Here is a 14,648-nt window from a genome sequence, read left to right as displayed (position 1 = left end):
CAATTGCTTTGTCAACATTCTCGGCGGCTTGATTGCCTACTGCCATCAACCGAAGAAACCGTCCATTGCGCTCGACCACAATCTGCTGCTCCCGGCTTAACCCGAACTCAGGTTAGATCAACAAATCGAGCTAAGGCAAAATGAGCCGGACTTGTTCCATCAGGATGGATAAAAATAACGTGATTGCCTGCCATAGTTTCTGCTTAACGAATGAGCTAAGTGATGAAGATATTGCGTTCAGCGCAAATCAGAAGGCTGCTACCTCCACGCATGACTAACGAGTGGCTACACAGGTTAAGGCTAGATTGGGTTGAATCTAGCCTGTGCCTTCGATCGTTGACGGCTGAGTAAAATGGAATGCTGAAACTGACAAGTCAGTGATACTACCGAAATCAATCGAGTGTAAATGGCTAAGAAATAGACATTTGCAGGTGAAATTACGGTCATCCTTTAGGGTTTCATGTCAACGTTAAGATAACTTAAGCAGAATATGAACAAGCCTTTAAGCTGAGATGAAGGTTTTTATGGCGAGCGTGTTTGAGTTGTGAGTGCTGAAAGGGGGGAAGTAGGGAGTGGGAATAGGAAGGAGGCTACAAAGACAACGCGATGCTTTAATAGGTAAGTTGAGCAAGTTAAATTCGGAATTATCTGTAGGAACAACGATATGCCACGCACGAACGCGCAAAAAGCTGAGACCCCGGAATCGTCGATCGGTTTAGAGGAACAAGATGTAGAGATGCCGATCGAGACAGCCGAAACCTCACCCGATGCGGCAGAAGCCCCTCAAGATATTGACGAAATTCTCAACTCATTAAAAACCCTGCTCAGTACCGTTGAAAAGCTGCAAAAGGTGCGGCAGGAAGTAGGCGACATCAAACCCCTGCTGCTGAGAATGCTGGATGGGGAATTGGTCAGTGGAGAAGAGTTAGACCAGCTTAAAACTGGAGTTGGAGGTTTAATGCGGTTAGTTCGCGCTCATAGCGATCATCAAGCAGCATTGGAAAAAGCGCAGGCAGCAAGACAACTATTAGATGAGGTATTAAAGATTTCACCTGTGAGTTAAGCTATTTTTTGCGCTTAAATTCTTAGTGTTCGCGGGGTTGCTACGACGATCGTAGCAACCCTATTTTGATCTCAATTCCTGCGCTGTCAGGAATGCCAGTAGGTCGTAAGAATACACCAACTTCAAGGGTTTTCCACACCAGACTGCTGCTTCTAGATCTGTCAAGATAGTCTTGTCGGTCGAAAGAGTCCTTCAGTGAAAAAAGTCATCGCCCAGCCTCTCTACAACTGGTACCGCGCACTTCTCCGCAACTCTAAATATCGTTGGATTGTGATTGCCGGAAGCTTGCTTTATTTAGTTAGCCCAATTGATTTTGCAACTGATGTAATTCCAGTTCTTGGTTGGATTGATGATGGCATTGTGGTGAGTGTATTAGCAGCCGAAGTCTCTCAGATTCTGGTTGAGCAACTCAAAAACCGCAAAGCTAAAGCGAGCAATCTCGACTCGATCGCAGCTAACTGAATCAATTAGCAATCCTTTATTTAGGTGGAAGGTGAATGATGACTGAACCGAACGATCGTCTTAACGCGCAAGAAATCAAAGCAGAAAGCGAAACTCGCACCGCTAGAATTTTCAGAATCATTCAAAGTGCGGCTGCAGCTGTGATCACAGAGCTAAAAGCAGGCACAGATGAAAGCTCTACACACTCACAAACGACTTCAACTGCCAGCCAAAACGCTGCATCAAAGACAGCCAAAGCGCCTTTCCGAACAACGGCTACTCAAACCCAAATTGCTAAGCAGATCAAAAGCTTGCTGCTTAAGTTAGATGCCAAGCTAATCGATCGCTATGGTGATGCTTATCATGCACGGCTGCGTAATCAATACGCAACTATTCAACAGCGTTTAGAACAGTTCCGAATCTGGTACGCCAAGTCTAGAGTCAACGCAGCAACAATCCAGACCGCTCCATTGCAGCAGAAACAAGCTGAAATCGAGCTTAAGGTTGCAGACCAAGGTACTTTGGTGGCTCGCAAAGAACAGCAGATTCGGCAGCAGATTAAGCAACGTCTGAGTGCAGCCATTCGCACAGTGCAGCAGTCGGATAGAACCTAAGTCATCAAGGTTGGAGTCTTACCCATTTTTGTCATTCACGATTTTGTCATTCACGATGAGGACAATTTTATGCAATTGTTTCGACTACTCCTCGCCATTCTTCTGCCCCCTGTTGCAGTGTTTCTTACCTATGGTTTTAGCTTTACGCTATTGATCAGCATTGCACTCACACTATTCGGCTGGGTGCCTGGGATTATTCATGCACTGTGGGCAATTTCTAAGGCAGATGCAAAACTCAATCAGCCTACAGGCTCTGTCTAGCATTGATTCACTCTGTTTAACTATCTACCCAGGAGAACTTCCTATGCTTACCTTTTTGCTCACGATGTTGACCACTGCGCTCGGCTTACTCGTTGTAGATCTGGTGATTCCGGGTGTGACGATCGCAAGCTTTCCTGCTGCGTTGATTGCTGCCGTCTCGGTTGGATTGGTCAATAGTTTCGTTAAGCCTGTGCTTTCTTTGTTGTCTTTGCCGATTAACATCTTGACGCTTGGATTGTTTTCGCTCGTTGTTAACGGGATGTGTTTCTGGCTGGCTTCACTGTTTGTTCCTGGCTTTGCGGTTCACGGGTTCCTTGCATTCATTCTGGCACCTGTGGTTCTATCTTTTGCTACCACATTCCTCGATCGATACTTTGTGGAGAAAGGGATGGGTGCGTTGCCTGCTAAGCAGTAACAGATTGCAATTGACTTGAATGGTTCTATTTCTACAAGGGTGCAGTGTCTTTGGCTAGCCGAAGACACTGCTTTTTTTATCAACGAAAGCCATTTCCAATGAACTTAGAACCCCTAACTCAGCTTCGCACCACACTGAGAACAAAACCGATCGCGATCTCCTACCTCTCTGCCACAGTTGCGACAGTAGCGAGCGATCGCACCACTACTACTGCTAGAAGTCGCCATACTCATCTTCATCTCGCCCATGCTCATCTGCATCGGCTCCATCTGCATCGACATATTGCCCATTCGGAGCGGTTCTAAGGGCTTTATCTCTGACACTTTCATGCTAGAAGCTGCAACATTCCGCAACGAAATCTCCTGCGCTCCCAGCATCAAGGGTACTTCACTCAATAAGCTAATGCTATTTGCTTGCAGACGGATGTAATAAGCACGTTGGTTCGACTCAATTTGCAGAATAAAACCAAAAGACATTCTAAACACGATCGGAGAGGCTGACCACTGGCCTAGCGACAAACTCATTTGCTGGCTTTGCTGCTGTCCTGCGCTCTTGGTTTCCCAAGTAATCACAGTTTGAGTTCTCGCATTCTCGATCGCTAAAGTTTGTCCTTGTCCTAAATCTGCTACATAAGTCATCGCAATCATGGCAGAATTCCACTCCTTCACCTTGCACCGTTCACCCTTCGATCGAGCAATTCTGTCATATTTCTTGATTTTGGCACGACTATTTTCGTATTCAGCTTTACAGCTTAGAAAGTTCAGACAATCCTATTAATCAAGTAGCTTGTTTGGGTGATTGACTGTGAAGCTAGCAAATTATGATCCGGGGCATTTTTACGATGAATTATTCCATGCGCCGGGTTCGCCTCGCCCGGAAGCGATTCCACTCGTCGATCGCATCAATTCACTGTCGCTTGAAGAAATTCAGCATCGGCAGCAGGCGGCTCAGATTGCGCTGTTCAAAATGGGTGTGACTTTCAATGTGTACCGCGACAATCAGGGAACAGAAAAGATCTTTCCGTTTGATATTTTGCCCCGGACGATCGCGGCTTCAGAGTGGCAAGTCCTAGAAAAAGGACTGAAGCAGCGAATTTATGCCCTGAATCAGTTTCTCGCAGATGTTTACGGCGATCAGAAAATTGTCCGTGATGGTGTGATTCCGGCAGATGTGGTGTATTCGTCGCAAGGTTTTCTCAAGCAGTGCATGGATCTCAAGCCCCCCAAAGGCATCTGGTCGCACATTAGCGGCGTGGATTTGGTGCGCGATCGCACTGGAGAGTGGTACATTCTCGAAGACAATTTGCGCTGCCCGTCTGGGGTGTCTTATGTGCTAGAAGGGCGGCGGATTATGAAAAGTACGCTGCCGCTTGTATTTAACCGAATGCAGATCCAGCCCGTCGAAGAGTATCCGAGCCACCTGCTCGAAACTTTGCTGAATCTTGCACCCGATTACATTGATAATCCAACCGTAGTCTTACTCACGCCTGGAATTTATAACTCTGCTTATTTTGAGCATTCTTATCTGGCGCAGCAGATGGGCGTGGAACTGGTGGAAGGGCGCGATCTCGTGGTGTCCGATGGCTATCTTCAGATGCGAACCACAAAAGGCTTGAAGCGCGTGGATGTGATTTATCGGCGGATTGATGATGAATTTATTGATCCGTTGGCGTTTCGTCCAGATTCGTTGTTGGGTGTTCCAGGATTGATGGAGGTGTATCGATCGGGGCGCTTGGGGCTGGCAAATGCGCTCGGAACCGGAGTCGCAGACGACAAGGTGATTTACGCTTATGTGCCGCAGATGATTCGGTATTATCTGGGCGAAGATGCGATTCTCTCGAATGTGCCCACGTATCTATGCTGGGAGCGATCGCAGTTAGATCATGTTCTCGCTAACTTGGACAAGTTAGTGGTCAAATCTGCAAGTGAATCGGGCGGGTATGGAATGCTGATCGGAACGCAATCGACCCAAGCAGAGCGCGAGGCATTTGCAGCAAAGATTAAAGCGGCTCCACGCAACTATATTGCTCAGCCGACCTTATCTTTATCGCGAGTTCCCGCGTTGATGGGTGATGAGTTTGAGGGCTGTCATGTAGATTTGCGCCCCTACATTCTGTACGGTGAGGATATTTATGTGACTCCGGGAGGATTGACCCGTGTGGCGCTGAAGAAAGGGTCGCTTGTGGTGAATTCATCGCAGGGTGGCGGCTATAAGGATACTTGGGTTGTGAGTTGAGAGATTAAAAAGATGTTAAGTCGGGTAGCAGATTCGATCTACTGGATGAATCGATATGTAGAACGTGCAGAGAACATTGCGCGATTCGTGGATGTGAATTTGACGTTATTACTAGATTCACCGATCGGAACTTCACAACAATGGAAGCCGTTAGTGCTGACCACAGGCGATTTGCCTATTTTTGAAGAACGATACGGAGAAGCGAGCGCAGAGAACGTAATTCGATTTCTGACGTTCGATCGAGCGTATCCGAATTCGATTATTTCCTGTCTGAATGCAGCGCGGGAGAATGCGCGATCGGTTCGTGAAATTATCTCATCCGAAATGTGGCAGCAAATTAATGCCTTCTATCACTTTGTCAACGATGCTGCAAACGAAGAAACGCTCAACTTTCAAACCTTTTTCAGCGAAGTTAAGTTAGCTAGCCATTTGTTTGCTGGAGTCGCCAGCGCCACGATGACCCACAACGACGGGTGGCACTTTGGATTAATGGGTCGCTTGTTAGAGCGGGCAGATAAAACCAGTCGAATTGTTGATGTGAAGTATTTTATTCTTCTGCCCTCAGTGAAGGATGTCGGCACAACGTTAGATCAGTTGCAGTGGATCGCGTTACTGCGATCAGCAAGCGCCTACGAAATGTACCGCAAACGCGGCTTACACCGAATTACGCCGACTTCCGTTGCAGAATTTTTAGTTCTCGATCGCGAGTTTCCTCGATCGATTCGCTATTGTATTCGCCAAGCCGAACGCTCGCTGCATCAAATCACGGGAACGCCTGAAGGAACCTGGAATACCGAAATTGAGCGGTACTTAGGAAAGCTGCGATCGGACTTAGATTACCTTACGATTTCAGATGTGATGGAATCCGGACTGCATGAATTTCTCGACAATTTACAGCGCCGCACGAACGAAGTTGGCATCAAGCTTTCTGAGACCTTTTTCGCGATGCAGCCTGTAAATTAGAAATCAAAGGGTTTAGGAGTCATGCGATCGTGATTGCTCAAACTGGGAAAAAAACACCCGAAGAATATCTGGAGTTTGAACTGAACTCGCATGAGCGACACGCTTATGTTAACGGGGACATTGTTCTGATCACGGGCGGAACACCGGATCACAATGAATTAGCGATCGCGCTTGCCGCATCTTTAAGATCTGAATTACGAAGACAACCCTATCGCGTCTTTGCCACCGATCAACGGCTTTGGATTCCTGATTCGTCTTTGTACACTTATCCGGATGTGATGGTTTTGGAAAAGCCAATTCAGCTTCAGCCAGGACGCACCGATACGGTTATGAATCCTTGTTTTGTCGCGGAAGTGCTGTCGAAATCAACCCAAGACTACGATCGCGGAGAGAAGTGTGTGTCATATCGCACGATCGAATCTTTTCGCGAGTACCTTTTGATTGATCAGTACAAAGTTCAGGTTGAGCATTACGTTAAAACGGGTACTCACCAATGGTTACTCACTCTATACAGCGATTTAAATGCTGTTATATCTTTGAATGTCTTCAACATTCAAATCAAAATCGCTGATTTGTACGAGAACATTGAATTTACTATTTAAGCATTGATGCTAAAAATCGTTCAGTATAGTAGAGCGATAATTGATTACTACTTCCATTAAAGACTGCATCAAAAGCATGATCCGACCAGGGAATTTCAATGAATATTGCAGTATTGCCATTTTGCTTCAATTTCTCATACAAGCTACGACCAAAACTCGATCGCACCACATGATCATGTCCACCATAGATGAGTAATGTGGGGGGAAGGTTCGATCGTACCTGTTGATACGGTGAAGCTTTGCGATAGAGATCGCAAAGCTCTACTGGAGTTCCACCCAGAAAGGCGCGTAACACTCCTCGACTATCAATCGGGTCAGGAAAAGGCGGATTGTTATAGCCTTCAATGAGATCAACAGGACTGTAGTAGTTAACTACGGCTCGAAAGGGAAAGGCATCAATCGCATAAGCCGTTAACATCGCTAGATGCCCGCCTGCCGATCGTCCCATGATTGCCATACGATCGAGATCGACTTCGTATTCATCTGCGTGTTGCTGAATGAATTTCAATCCAGTTTTAATATCCTCAATCTGAGTTGGAAATTTGTATTGGGGCGCGTGTCGGTAATCGATTGTTAAAACTGTATATCCTTGTGCTGCCATATATTGACTAAATTGTTCATTTGCATTTGGCGATCCGGTTCTCCAAGCGCCACCGTAGATCATGACGATCGCTGGATTCCTCCCAGACTGCATCGGACGATAAACATTCATCCTGAGCGGCACATTATCCGGGGTTGCAACCGCAATATTCAGAGTCCGGCGAATCTCAGATTGAGGAATTCCGCGAACCGCATCGAATACAACAAAAGGCGCAGGGCGAAAGTTAGGTAGAACACGAATTTCACCTAAACTGGCTTTGATCGCGGCTGTCGCTTTTTGTACTGTTGCGGGAAGCTGTACAGCAGGAAGCAGACTCAAACTCAGAGCAAGCAGCATTCCAATGAAAATTGGTAGAGATTTGAGGCGAAATAAGGCAAGCAAAGCGGCGATCGTATTCGTCAAAACCAGCCAATGACTAATCTCTGGTGCGCCCACACTCAACGGCAACAGCGAAAAAATCGGAGCCGGAATGACAATCCAAAGTGAAATAAAAAAGCTAACGAAACAGAAAATCAGAATCAGAACACTCATCTTAATGCTGGGGAATATAGCTAGAGATCACTCTTCCTGCTCCTCGATACACCGAATAGTAATAGCGACTCACAGCATCGCCCTCTTCCGAAAGCAGATCAATCCCGATTCCATTGCGTCCTTTGTCTTTGCCAGAACTGTGAATGTAGCGATCGTCCCCCAAATAAAGCCCAACATGAGTGGCTTTCTCAGGCGTGCCAAAAAACACGAAATCCCCTGGAATTAATGCCTCTACAGGCTGCAAAAAGGCTTCTTGTTGATAAGCATCTCTTGGTAAGCGAATCCCAACCGAAGCAAATGCTGTCTGCAGCAATCCAGAACAATCATAGTTCGGTGCAACCGTTCCACCCCATAGATATTCGTTTGGAACAGACATTGCAGCTTGAGTAAAGGCAATAACTTCAGGAATACGATCGCGAACCTCCTGAGCCGTCCATACAGGCGATTGATACGGAGTTTCTGCTTCTTCCAAAAACTTCAAATCCTGCGGATCAAGCCATCCCGGATAATCATCCTCACAAGTCATCACCTGAAGCGGCGAATCTGACAAAATTTTGAGATAACGACCGATCGCGGCTTGCGTTGCCAATCGGGTTAAATCCGGTGAATCGTAGAGATTGAGATTCGCAATCGTGCGATAGTGCATAAGACAGAAATTTCACTCAGACGGGTATGACTTTTTTCCACAAAGACGAACGGTTAGAAACCTTAGGAGATCGAGTCTTGCAAGCGACTTGGGCAGAGTTTCGGGAACTCGCTCCCAATCAAATTGCAATGACCTGGATTGTGTATGACTCGCCCGTGTTCGTCAATACTGGCGGCGCAATTCGTCCGGAGGAGTTTTGGCAACGATCGCCCAGAGGCTTTGCTTATCGGGGAGTTGAAAATATCTACCCTGCCAGCGTGGTCAAATTGTTTTACCTGGTCGCGGCTCATGAATGGTTAGAACGCGGCATGATTCCACCCTCTGCCGAACTCGATCGAGCCATGCGCGATATGATTGTCGATTCCAGCAATGATGCAACCGGACTCGTCGTTGATGTCCTAAGCGGCACAACCGGAGGGCCTGAACTGCCTCCCGCCCCGTTTGAAACCTGGAAATACCAGCGCAACATCGTCAACCGTTATTTTCAGTCGCTCAACTGGTCAGAGTTCACTACAATTAACGTGAATCAAAAAACTTGGTGTGATGGCCCTTACGGACGAGAGCGATCGTTTTACGGCGAGAACTTTGACAATCGCAACATGCTCACAACCAATGCAACCGCAAGATTATTGCATAGCATCGTCGGTGGCGTTGCCGTTACACCGGAACGATCGCGCTCGATGATGGAGCTGATGCAGCGATCGCTCAATCCATCTGACCTCGAAGCCGATCCCGAAAACCAAGTGGTTGGCTTTATCGGCGGCGGTGTTCCCCAAACGGCAAAAGTTTGGTCAAAAGCCGGATTAATGAGCCGAGTGCGCCACGATGCAGCTTATGTTGAACTTCCCGACTTACAGCCTTTTTTGCTCGTTATCTTTACTGAGGGCAAGTCTCATAGCAACAATGCAGCGATTTTGCCATTTGTCACCCAGCAAATTAGCGAAGCGATGAAAGAGATTTAGGACGATCGCACCCCTTTTGAGCAACGATCGCTACAGATTTTCATCCCAAATCCGGTCAAAATTACGATGTGTCCTAGAGTCAAATCACCATAACTCGGCTCCCGCAAGGGGGCTATTTCTCTTTTGGGGCTATGCTAGAGTTCCTTCTTAAGCTGAAAGAAGCTATAGCCGGATGGATAGTCATCGACTTGAGCAAACATTTCATAGCCTAGTTTTTCGTAAAATCCCTTTGCTTGACAGCTAAAGGTATCCAAGATCGCTTCCGTGCAGCCGCGCCGTTTTGCTTCTCGTTCTGCCATCAGCATTAATTGTTTGCCAAATCCCCGACGACGCAGCGACTCCTCGACCCAAAGTGTTTCAATCAGCAACCAATTCCACCGAGTTAGCCCAACTACTCCAGCTCTAATTTTCTGGCGATCGTCAAGCAGAAAGATCTCAATCGGCGTTCCCCGCAGTGCCCCTTGCTCAAAACATCCATCCCGGATTGTACTTTCTGCGTTGTATTGCCGCAGTTTCGATCGCACATAGCTGCGATAAGAAGGATGTTCTTGCGAGAACAGCGCAAAATGATACCGCTCATCATGCTTAATCAAAAGCGCCGGAGGTTTATGCCGTAATGCTCGATCAAATGCCTGCACTTGTGCTTCGATGCCAGTAATTGCAGTGCCAACCACAACGGCGTAAGCTCCGAGATCAAGCGCTTGTCTTGCCATCTGAGGAGATGCAATACCGCCCTCACACAAAATAGGGGTGTCTAACTTCTCCGCGAGTTGGCTGACCAGGTTAAGCGCTGGGGGTGTTTGCTGTAGAGTGGCTGGGGTATAGCCATAGAGCGTCGTTGCGATGAAATCGGCTCCAGCTTCAGCAGCAGCGATCGCCGCTTCTAGGGTATCCACGTCAGCCACCACAGGTTTATCTAATTCAGTGTGGATGCGATCGATTAAAGTGGCGACCGGTTCGGGGCGATCGCGCAGCGTCGCATCGATCGCAATCAAATCAGCCCCAGCTTCAGCGATCGCGCAAGCATGTGCAAATTGAGGCGTAATATAGATTTCAGAGTTTGGAACAGACTGCTTCCACAGTCCAATCATAGGGGCAGAAACGCGCTGACGTACCGCAGTAATATGCTCTGGTGTATCAACTCGAACGGCAACGGCATTCTCAGCGATCGCGGCTTCTGCAAGGGCTGCAATAATCGAGGGGTGCCGGAGGGGAGACTTAGGCGGGGCTTGACAAGAAACAATTAGCCCGTATTCCATTGTTTTGACCAGTTGGGCAAAGCGGTTTGTCATGAACTAAATCGGTGCTAATCGCATAGATTTTGCTGCGATGAAGAAATTTAAGCCTGAGAATTCCTTGCGTATCAATATAAACTGCGTCGCGCTTTTGATCAAATGACTAAAGCTCTATGCTTCTGCTCAAACTTGGGGTCACAGCTTTAAACTGATTCCCTTTTCTCAGGGTTTGTTACCAGAAGTGGCAGATTCGATGCGCGAATACCGTTTTAGCGCTTTGTTTCATCCGTATGACTGCTGAGGCTTGCATCGCTGCATTATGCAGATTCCGTATTTGTTCTTAGTTGTCCACAGTTGTTTCCTGTGCATCTTAAGTATGGAAGTCGCTGAATTAATGTCTGAATTAACAGGGCTACCGCATTCAACCCTACTCAACACGGAACTACATCATGGCTGTTGAAAAAGTAAACTCCTCATCCAGCTTGGCAGAAGTGGTCGATCGTATCCTCGACAAAGGAATTGTGGTCGATGCTTGGGTGCGCGTTTCACTCGTCGGCATCGAACTGTTGGCGGTTGAAGCACGAGTTGTAATCGCTTCGGTCGAGACCTACCTGAAATATGCTGAAGCGGTCGGATTGACTGCTCAAGCAGCGGTTCCTGCTGCATAGGATGCGAATTCATCGCTCCTAGATCCTGGTTGACTGGGGGATCGATCGGGCTTCCCCAGTTTTCTAGGCTTGCAAACTGCACGATTCATCATATTAAACGCAATGGCTTTTAAAGACTCCTGGCAACAGCAACGGCAGTACCGACTTCAACAGGTCGTGCAACGTCGCCAAGCCGTTTCGCTGCTTTTACAAGATACGCAGAAGCAGCGTCAAGCGCAGGCATCTCAACTCCGCAGCGATCTGAGTTTATTTCGGGAAACACTATCGCACGATGCCCGTGTACGGCGCGAAGCCCTGCAAAACTACTGTGAATCCCTCCACCAACAGACTCAGGAATTTCTTGCGATCGCTCATGCCGAGCGTGACTTAGCTTCGCAGCAGTTGAGGCACGACTTACACCAATTCCGAGCAACGCTTACCGAGACTGTAACCTCGCTTCAACAGAGCATTCAAGTCGATCTTCAAAGATTGCAAACCGAGACACGATCGCATTTAGAAGCCGCACATCGAGCGCGGATTGAACAACGAATTCAACTCACTCGCGATTTAACCTGCTTTGTGGAGAAACTGCGCTCTGATGTAGCCGCATTTCTCACGGATGCAGCATTGGAGCGGCAAGAAAAAGCCCTACAAGCCCAGCACGATCGCAAAGCTGAAATGACTCAATTATTCGCTGAATTAGCAGAGTTCCGATCGCAGCTTCAACAATTCCGCGCCAATCTCGCTCAAACGATGTGGGGCGATCAAGCGCTTCAGCCTGCTCTGTGTGAAACTCCCCACTCCCCACTCCCCACCTCTCCCACTTCACCCAAAACCCTGATCAACGAAAAAATTTACGAATACATCGAAGTCATGCAAAGCGTTCGTCTCACTGAGCTTGAGTCCGCGCTCAGTATGACCCGAATTCAAGTGGTTGAAGGACTACGATCGCTAATTCAGCAAGGCAAGATTACGCAGCGCGATCGGATGTATTTGATTTCCACCCCAGTTTAAACCAGTAGAGGATTGCCCCCGTGACGACTGTATTAAGAGCCAGCCCCCGCCGTTTTGTCAGTACCCCTGCGATCGAACGGATTGCAACTCGCGCTTTGCGATATTTGCAATCCGGTTTTTCTGTACATTTACGCGGCTGTGCCGGAGTCGGTAAAACGACCTTAGCGCTACATTTAGCAGACCTGTTATCGCGCCCGATCATGCTGATGTATGGAGATGACGACTCAAAAAGCTCGGATCTCATCGGGGCACAAGCAGGATACACCCGAAAGAAAGTGGTGGATAACTACATTCACAGCGTCGTCAAAGTCGAAGACGAGATGAAGCATACTTGGGTCGATTCGCGATTGACTCTGGCTTGTCGAGAAGGTTTTACGCTGGTGTACGACGAATTCAATCGATCGCGCCCCGAAGTGAATAACGTCTTGCTCTCCGCCCTAGAAGAAAAGCTTTTAGTGCTGCCTCCGACGAGCAATCAAACCGAATATATCCGCGTCAATCCCCAGTTTCGAGCGATTTTGACCTCAAACCCGGAAGAGTATTGCGGTGTGCATTCGACTCAGGATGCGCTAATGGATCGACTGGTGACGATCAACATTCCAGAACCGGATGAACTCACCCAGCAAGAGATTCTGATTCAGAAGACCGAAATTGAGCGGCTCAGTGCAGCCCTGATCGTGCGATTAATCCGATCGTTTCGGCAAAAAACCAAGGCAGACAAAGCATCAGGACTGCGATCGGCATTAGTGATTGCGAAAGTTTGCCAGGAACACAATATCCCTGTTCTGCCTGAAGATTCGGAATTTCGGGATATTTGCTCGGATGTCTTGCTGTCGCGAGCGAGCCTGCCCCTTGAAGATGCAACTAAAATACTCTGGGAACTGCTGAATGAAATGATCGGCGCGGTGGAGCCGCCATCGCTGACCTCGCAAGTAGCAGAACTACTCGATGGATTGCCACATCAGCCCACTGAACACTTGACTCAAGAACAGCAGATTTATCGCTATCTACTGCGATTAGACGGAGCAGGACTTACTGAGCTTGAAAGCGAGTTTAGTCTGGCTCGGACAGAACTTTTAGAAGCGCTGCGATCGTTAGTGGCTCAAGAACTTGTGATTCATCGCGATCGACGCTTTTTTGCGGTTGCACCTGTCCAATCCGAAGCGTAACTCACAACCCAGAGCAGTCAGAGAATGAGCAGTCAGAAATCCATGCCCACTGCGACCGGATCAACGTTAGCCGATGTCTTAGAGCGCGTTCTAGACAAAGGAATCGTGATCGCGGGAGACATTTCCGTTTCCGTTGCCACCACCGAGCTACTGACGATTCGGATTCGGCTTTTAATTGCTTCCGTCGATAAAGCCAAAGAAATGGGGATCAACTGGTGGGAAAACAATCCCCACTTCAGTTCGCCTCCAAAAGAATTAATCGAAACGAATCAGCGACTGCTCGATCGCGTTGACACGCTGGAAAAAGAACTCGCGGCCCTCCGCTCAGCGCCGAAAAAATTGACGCAGACGAACACTCTAGAATCACTGCTTGAGGATTTGTAGCATAATAGCTATAGATCAGAATTACTACTCATCGCCATGAACGACGACACTCTAAAAGAACTGCTGCTTGTCATGAAAGTATTGGCAGGTAACAATCCCCCAAATTGGCAACGTCCGTTAAAGAACTACAAGGACTTTGATTGGTCAAAGATTGGGGCAACTCCGATTAGTCAGGATGAGCATGGTGTTACCAAAGTGGTGTGGTGTGGTCATGTCTACACCCGTCGCAGTGGCGAAAACCGCAAGTTTGGAGCAGCAATTTGGTTTTCTCGCGCAAATGGCAAAGGTGAGGGCGATGAGACCAGTTACCTGAAGTTAATTACATTCAAAGATTCGGCTGAGGCGGAATCGCTCCCCGATTATGTTGTGCGGAGTTTGCGATAGCGATCGATAAGGAGTAAAGCCCCCCGTGTCCCCCCAATCAAGCCAACTCACCCCCACCTCAAACAAATCAGGACTCGCACCCTTGCTGTTGACCGTCGTTGAACTGATTCGTCAACTGATGGAAGCACAAGTGATCCGACGCATGGACAACGGACAACTGAGCGATCGCGACCTCGATCGAGCGGCGGAAAGTTTGCGCCAACTAGAGGCACAAGTCGTGCAGATGTGCGAAATCTTTGAGATTGATCCGGCAGATTTGAATATTGATCTGGGCGAAGTGGGCACGTTATTACCAAAAGCTGGAGGTTACTATCCGGGTGAACGATCAGCGAGTCCCACAATTTTGGAACTGCTCGATCGATTACTCAATACAGGCGTAGTGCTGCAAGGTGATCTCGATTTGGGACTTGCTGACATTGATCTAATTCACGCCAAACTCCAACTGGTTCTCACATCCAAGCCCCTTTAGCCCCCGATTCAC

General features: G+C 47.9%; 19 protein-coding genes. 15 read left to right on the top strand and 4 right to left on the bottom strand.

Annotated features, from left to right (window positions below):
• The first annotated feature begins 664 nt into the window (after positions 1-664).
• The 5 genes from NC980_RS16735 (at position 665) to NC980_RS16715 (ending at position 2,794) form a co-directional block, all read left to right on the top strand.
• A complete protein-coding gene (locus NC980_RS16735) occupies positions 665-1,063 on the top strand; it encodes a hypothetical protein (protein ID WP_190377555.1) in 399 nt (132 codons plus the stop codon).
• 195 nt (positions 1,064-1,258) lie between these two features.
• Positions 1,259-1,525, top strand: a complete 267-nt coding sequence (locus NC980_RS16730) for a YkvA family protein (protein ID WP_190377554.1) — start codon at positions 1,259-1,261, stop codon at positions 1,523-1,525.
• Positions 1,526-1,560: 35 nt separating this feature from the next.
• Positions 1,561-2,118: a hypothetical protein gene (locus NC980_RS16725; RefSeq protein WP_190377553.1), complete on the top strand. Its 558-nt coding sequence runs from the start codon at positions 1,561-1,563 to the stop codon at positions 2,116-2,118.
• Between the two features lie 69 nt (positions 2,119-2,187).
• Entirely contained in the window at positions 2,188-2,379 is a 192-nt protein-coding gene (locus tag NC980_RS16720) for a YqaE/Pmp3 family membrane protein (RefSeq protein WP_190377552.1), read from the top strand.
• Positions 2,380-2,422: 43 nt separating this feature from the next.
• Positions 2,423-2,794, top strand: a complete 372-nt coding sequence (locus NC980_RS16715; RefSeq protein ID WP_190377551.1) for a phage holin family protein — start codon at positions 2,423-2,425, stop codon at positions 2,792-2,794.
• A 113-nt stretch (positions 2,795-2,907) separates the two neighbouring features.
• Here NC980_RS16715 and NC980_RS16710 read toward each other — a convergent pair whose 3' ends face one another.
• Complete coding sequence (locus tag NC980_RS16710; protein ID WP_190377550.1) at positions 2,908-3,441, bottom strand: zinc ribbon domain-containing protein; 534 nt, start codon at positions 3,439-3,441, stop codon at positions 2,908-2,910.
• 157 nt (positions 3,442-3,598) lie between these two features.
• Here NC980_RS16710 and NC980_RS16705 point away from each other — a divergent pair, with 157 nt between their 5' ends.
• Genes NC980_RS16705 through NC980_RS16695 form a run of 3 tightly spaced genes read left to right on the top strand, consistent with a single transcriptional unit; the run spans position 3,599 to position 6,594 of the window.
• Complete coding sequence (locus tag NC980_RS16705; RefSeq protein ID WP_190377549.1) at positions 3,599-5,029, top strand: circularly permuted type 2 ATP-grasp protein; 1,431 nt, start codon at positions 3,599-3,601, stop codon at positions 5,027-5,029.
• 12 nt (positions 5,030-5,041) lie between these two features.
• Positions 5,042-5,992 (top strand): alpha-E domain-containing protein, encoded by a 951-nt coding sequence (locus NC980_RS16700; RefSeq protein WP_190377548.1) that lies wholly within the window; start codon positions 5,042-5,044, stop codon positions 5,990-5,992.
• A 29-nt stretch (positions 5,993-6,021) separates the two neighbouring features.
• Entirely contained in the window at positions 6,022-6,594 is a 573-nt protein-coding gene (locus NC980_RS16695) for a Uma2 family endonuclease (protein ID WP_190377547.1), read from the top strand.
• Here NC980_RS16695 and NC980_RS16690 read toward each other — a convergent pair.
• Positions 6,587-7,726, bottom strand: coding sequence for an alpha/beta hydrolase (locus tag NC980_RS16690; RefSeq protein ID WP_190377546.1), 1,140 nt, complete (start codon positions 7,724-7,726; stop codon positions 6,587-6,589). The genes NC980_RS16695 and NC980_RS16690 overlap by 8 nt on opposite strands.
• A gap of 1 nt (position 7,727) precedes the next feature.
• Positions 7,728-8,372, bottom strand: coding sequence for a C40 family peptidase (locus tag NC980_RS16685; RefSeq protein ID WP_190377545.1), 645 nt, complete (start codon positions 8,370-8,372; stop codon positions 7,728-7,730).
• Positions 8,373-8,398: 26 nt separating this feature from the next.
• Between NC980_RS16685 and NC980_RS16680 the strand changes: the two genes are divergently transcribed.
• Positions 8,399-9,334 carry a serine hydrolase gene (locus tag NC980_RS16680; RefSeq protein WP_190377544.1) on the top strand — a complete coding sequence of 312 codons (936 nt, stop codon included), beginning with the start codon at positions 8,399-8,401 and terminating at the stop codon, positions 9,332-9,334.
• Between the two features lie 134 nt (positions 9,335-9,468).
• Here the strand turns inward: NC980_RS16680 and NC980_RS16675 are convergent, their stop codons facing one another.
• A complete protein-coding gene (locus NC980_RS16675) occupies positions 9,469-10,626 on the bottom strand; it encodes a putative N-acetylmannosamine-6-phosphate 2-epimerase (RefSeq protein WP_190377543.1) in 1,158 nt (385 codons plus the stop codon).
• 392 nt (positions 10,627-11,018) lie between these two features.
• Here NC980_RS16675 and gvpA point away from each other — a divergent pair, with 392 nt between their 5' ends.
• From gvpA to NC980_RS16645, 6 genes are all read left to right on the top strand, one after another.
• Positions 11,019-11,237 (top strand): gas vesicle structural protein GvpA, encoded by a 219-nt coding sequence (gvpA, locus tag NC980_RS16670; RefSeq protein WP_190377542.1) that lies wholly within the window; start codon positions 11,019-11,021, stop codon positions 11,235-11,237.
• Between the two features lie 102 nt (positions 11,238-11,339).
• Positions 11,340-12,230 (top strand): hypothetical protein, encoded by an 891-nt coding sequence (locus NC980_RS16665; RefSeq protein ID WP_190377541.1) that lies wholly within the window; start codon positions 11,340-11,342, stop codon positions 12,228-12,230.
• A 20-nt stretch (positions 12,231-12,250) separates the two neighbouring features.
• On the top strand, positions 12,251-13,399 hold the full coding sequence (gene gvpN / locus NC980_RS16660; protein ID WP_190377540.1) for a gas vesicle protein GvpN: 1,149 nt from the start codon (positions 12,251-12,253) through the stop codon (positions 13,397-13,399).
• Positions 13,400-13,423: 24 nt separating this feature from the next.
• Entirely contained in the window at positions 13,424-13,783 is a 360-nt protein-coding gene (locus NC980_RS16655) for a gas vesicle protein (RefSeq protein ID WP_190377539.1), read from the top strand.
• Positions 13,784-13,819: 36 nt separating this feature from the next.
• Positions 13,820-14,167: a single-stranded DNA-binding protein gene (locus NC980_RS16650; RefSeq protein ID WP_190377538.1), complete on the top strand. Its 348-nt coding sequence runs from the start codon at positions 13,820-13,822 to the stop codon at positions 14,165-14,167.
• A 25-nt stretch (positions 14,168-14,192) separates the two neighbouring features.
• Complete coding sequence (locus tag NC980_RS16645) at positions 14,193-14,636, top strand: gas vesicle protein GvpJ (protein WP_190377537.1); 444 nt, start codon at positions 14,193-14,195, stop codon at positions 14,634-14,636.
• The last annotated feature ends 12 nt before the right edge of the window (positions 14,637-14,648 follow it).

The sequence above is a fragment of the Leptolyngbya sp. AS-A5 genome (genome assembly GCF_039962495.1).
In the GTDB taxonomy this organism is placed as follows: domain Bacteria; phylum Cyanobacteriota; class Cyanobacteriia; order Leptolyngbyales; family Leptolyngbyaceae; genus Leptolyngbya.
Note: the sequence above shows the minus strand (reverse complement) of the source record. Positions and strands in the feature narration are given on the sequence as shown.

Excerpts from the sequence above, each read along its gene's own strand:
- NC980_RS16735 (WP_190377555.1), top strand. The coding sequence starts at position 665 with ATGCCACGCACGAACGCGCAAAAAGCTGAGACCCCGGAATCGTCGATC.
- NC980_RS16725 (WP_190377553.1), top strand. The coding sequence starts at position 1,561 with ATGATGACTGAACCGAACGATCGTCTTAACGCGCAAGAAATCAAAGCA.
- NC980_RS16720 (WP_190377552.1), top strand. The coding sequence starts at position 2,188 with ATGCAATTGTTTCGACTACTCCTCGCCATTCTTCTGCCCCCTGTTGCA.
- NC980_RS16715 (WP_190377551.1), top strand. The coding sequence starts at position 2,423 with ATGCTTACCTTTTTGCTCACGATGTTGACCACTGCGCTCGGCTTACTC.
- NC980_RS16710 (WP_190377550.1), bottom strand. The coding sequence starts at position 3,441 with ATGATTGCGATGACTTATGTAGCAGATTTAGGACAAGGACAAACTTTA.
- NC980_RS16700 (WP_190377548.1), top strand. The coding sequence starts at position 5,042 with ATGTTAAGTCGGGTAGCAGATTCGATCTACTGGATGAATCGATATGTA.
- NC980_RS16690 (WP_190377546.1), bottom strand. The coding sequence starts at position 7,726 with ATGAGTGTTCTGATTCTGATTTTCTGTTTCGTTAGCTTTTTTATTTCA.
- NC980_RS16685 (WP_190377545.1), bottom strand. The coding sequence starts at position 8,372 with ATGCACTATCGCACGATTGCGAATCTCAATCTCTACGATTCACCGGAT.
- NC980_RS16680 (WP_190377544.1), top strand. The coding sequence starts at position 8,399 with ATGACTTTTTTCCACAAAGACGAACGGTTAGAAACCTTAGGAGATCGA.
- NC980_RS16675 (WP_190377543.1), bottom strand. The coding sequence starts at position 10,626 with ATGACAAACCGCTTTGCCCAACTGGTCAAAACAATGGAATACGGGCTA.
- gvpA (WP_190377542.1), top strand. The coding sequence starts at position 11,019 with ATGGCTGTTGAAAAAGTAAACTCCTCATCCAGCTTGGCAGAAGTGGTC.
- NC980_RS16665 (WP_190377541.1), top strand. The coding sequence starts at position 11,340 with ATGGCTTTTAAAGACTCCTGGCAACAGCAACGGCAGTACCGACTTCAA.
- NC980_RS16655 (WP_190377539.1), top strand. The coding sequence starts at position 13,424 with ATGAGCAGTCAGAAATCCATGCCCACTGCGACCGGATCAACGTTAGCC.
- NC980_RS16650 (WP_190377538.1), top strand. The coding sequence starts at position 13,820 with ATGAACGACGACACTCTAAAAGAACTGCTGCTTGTCATGAAAGTATTG.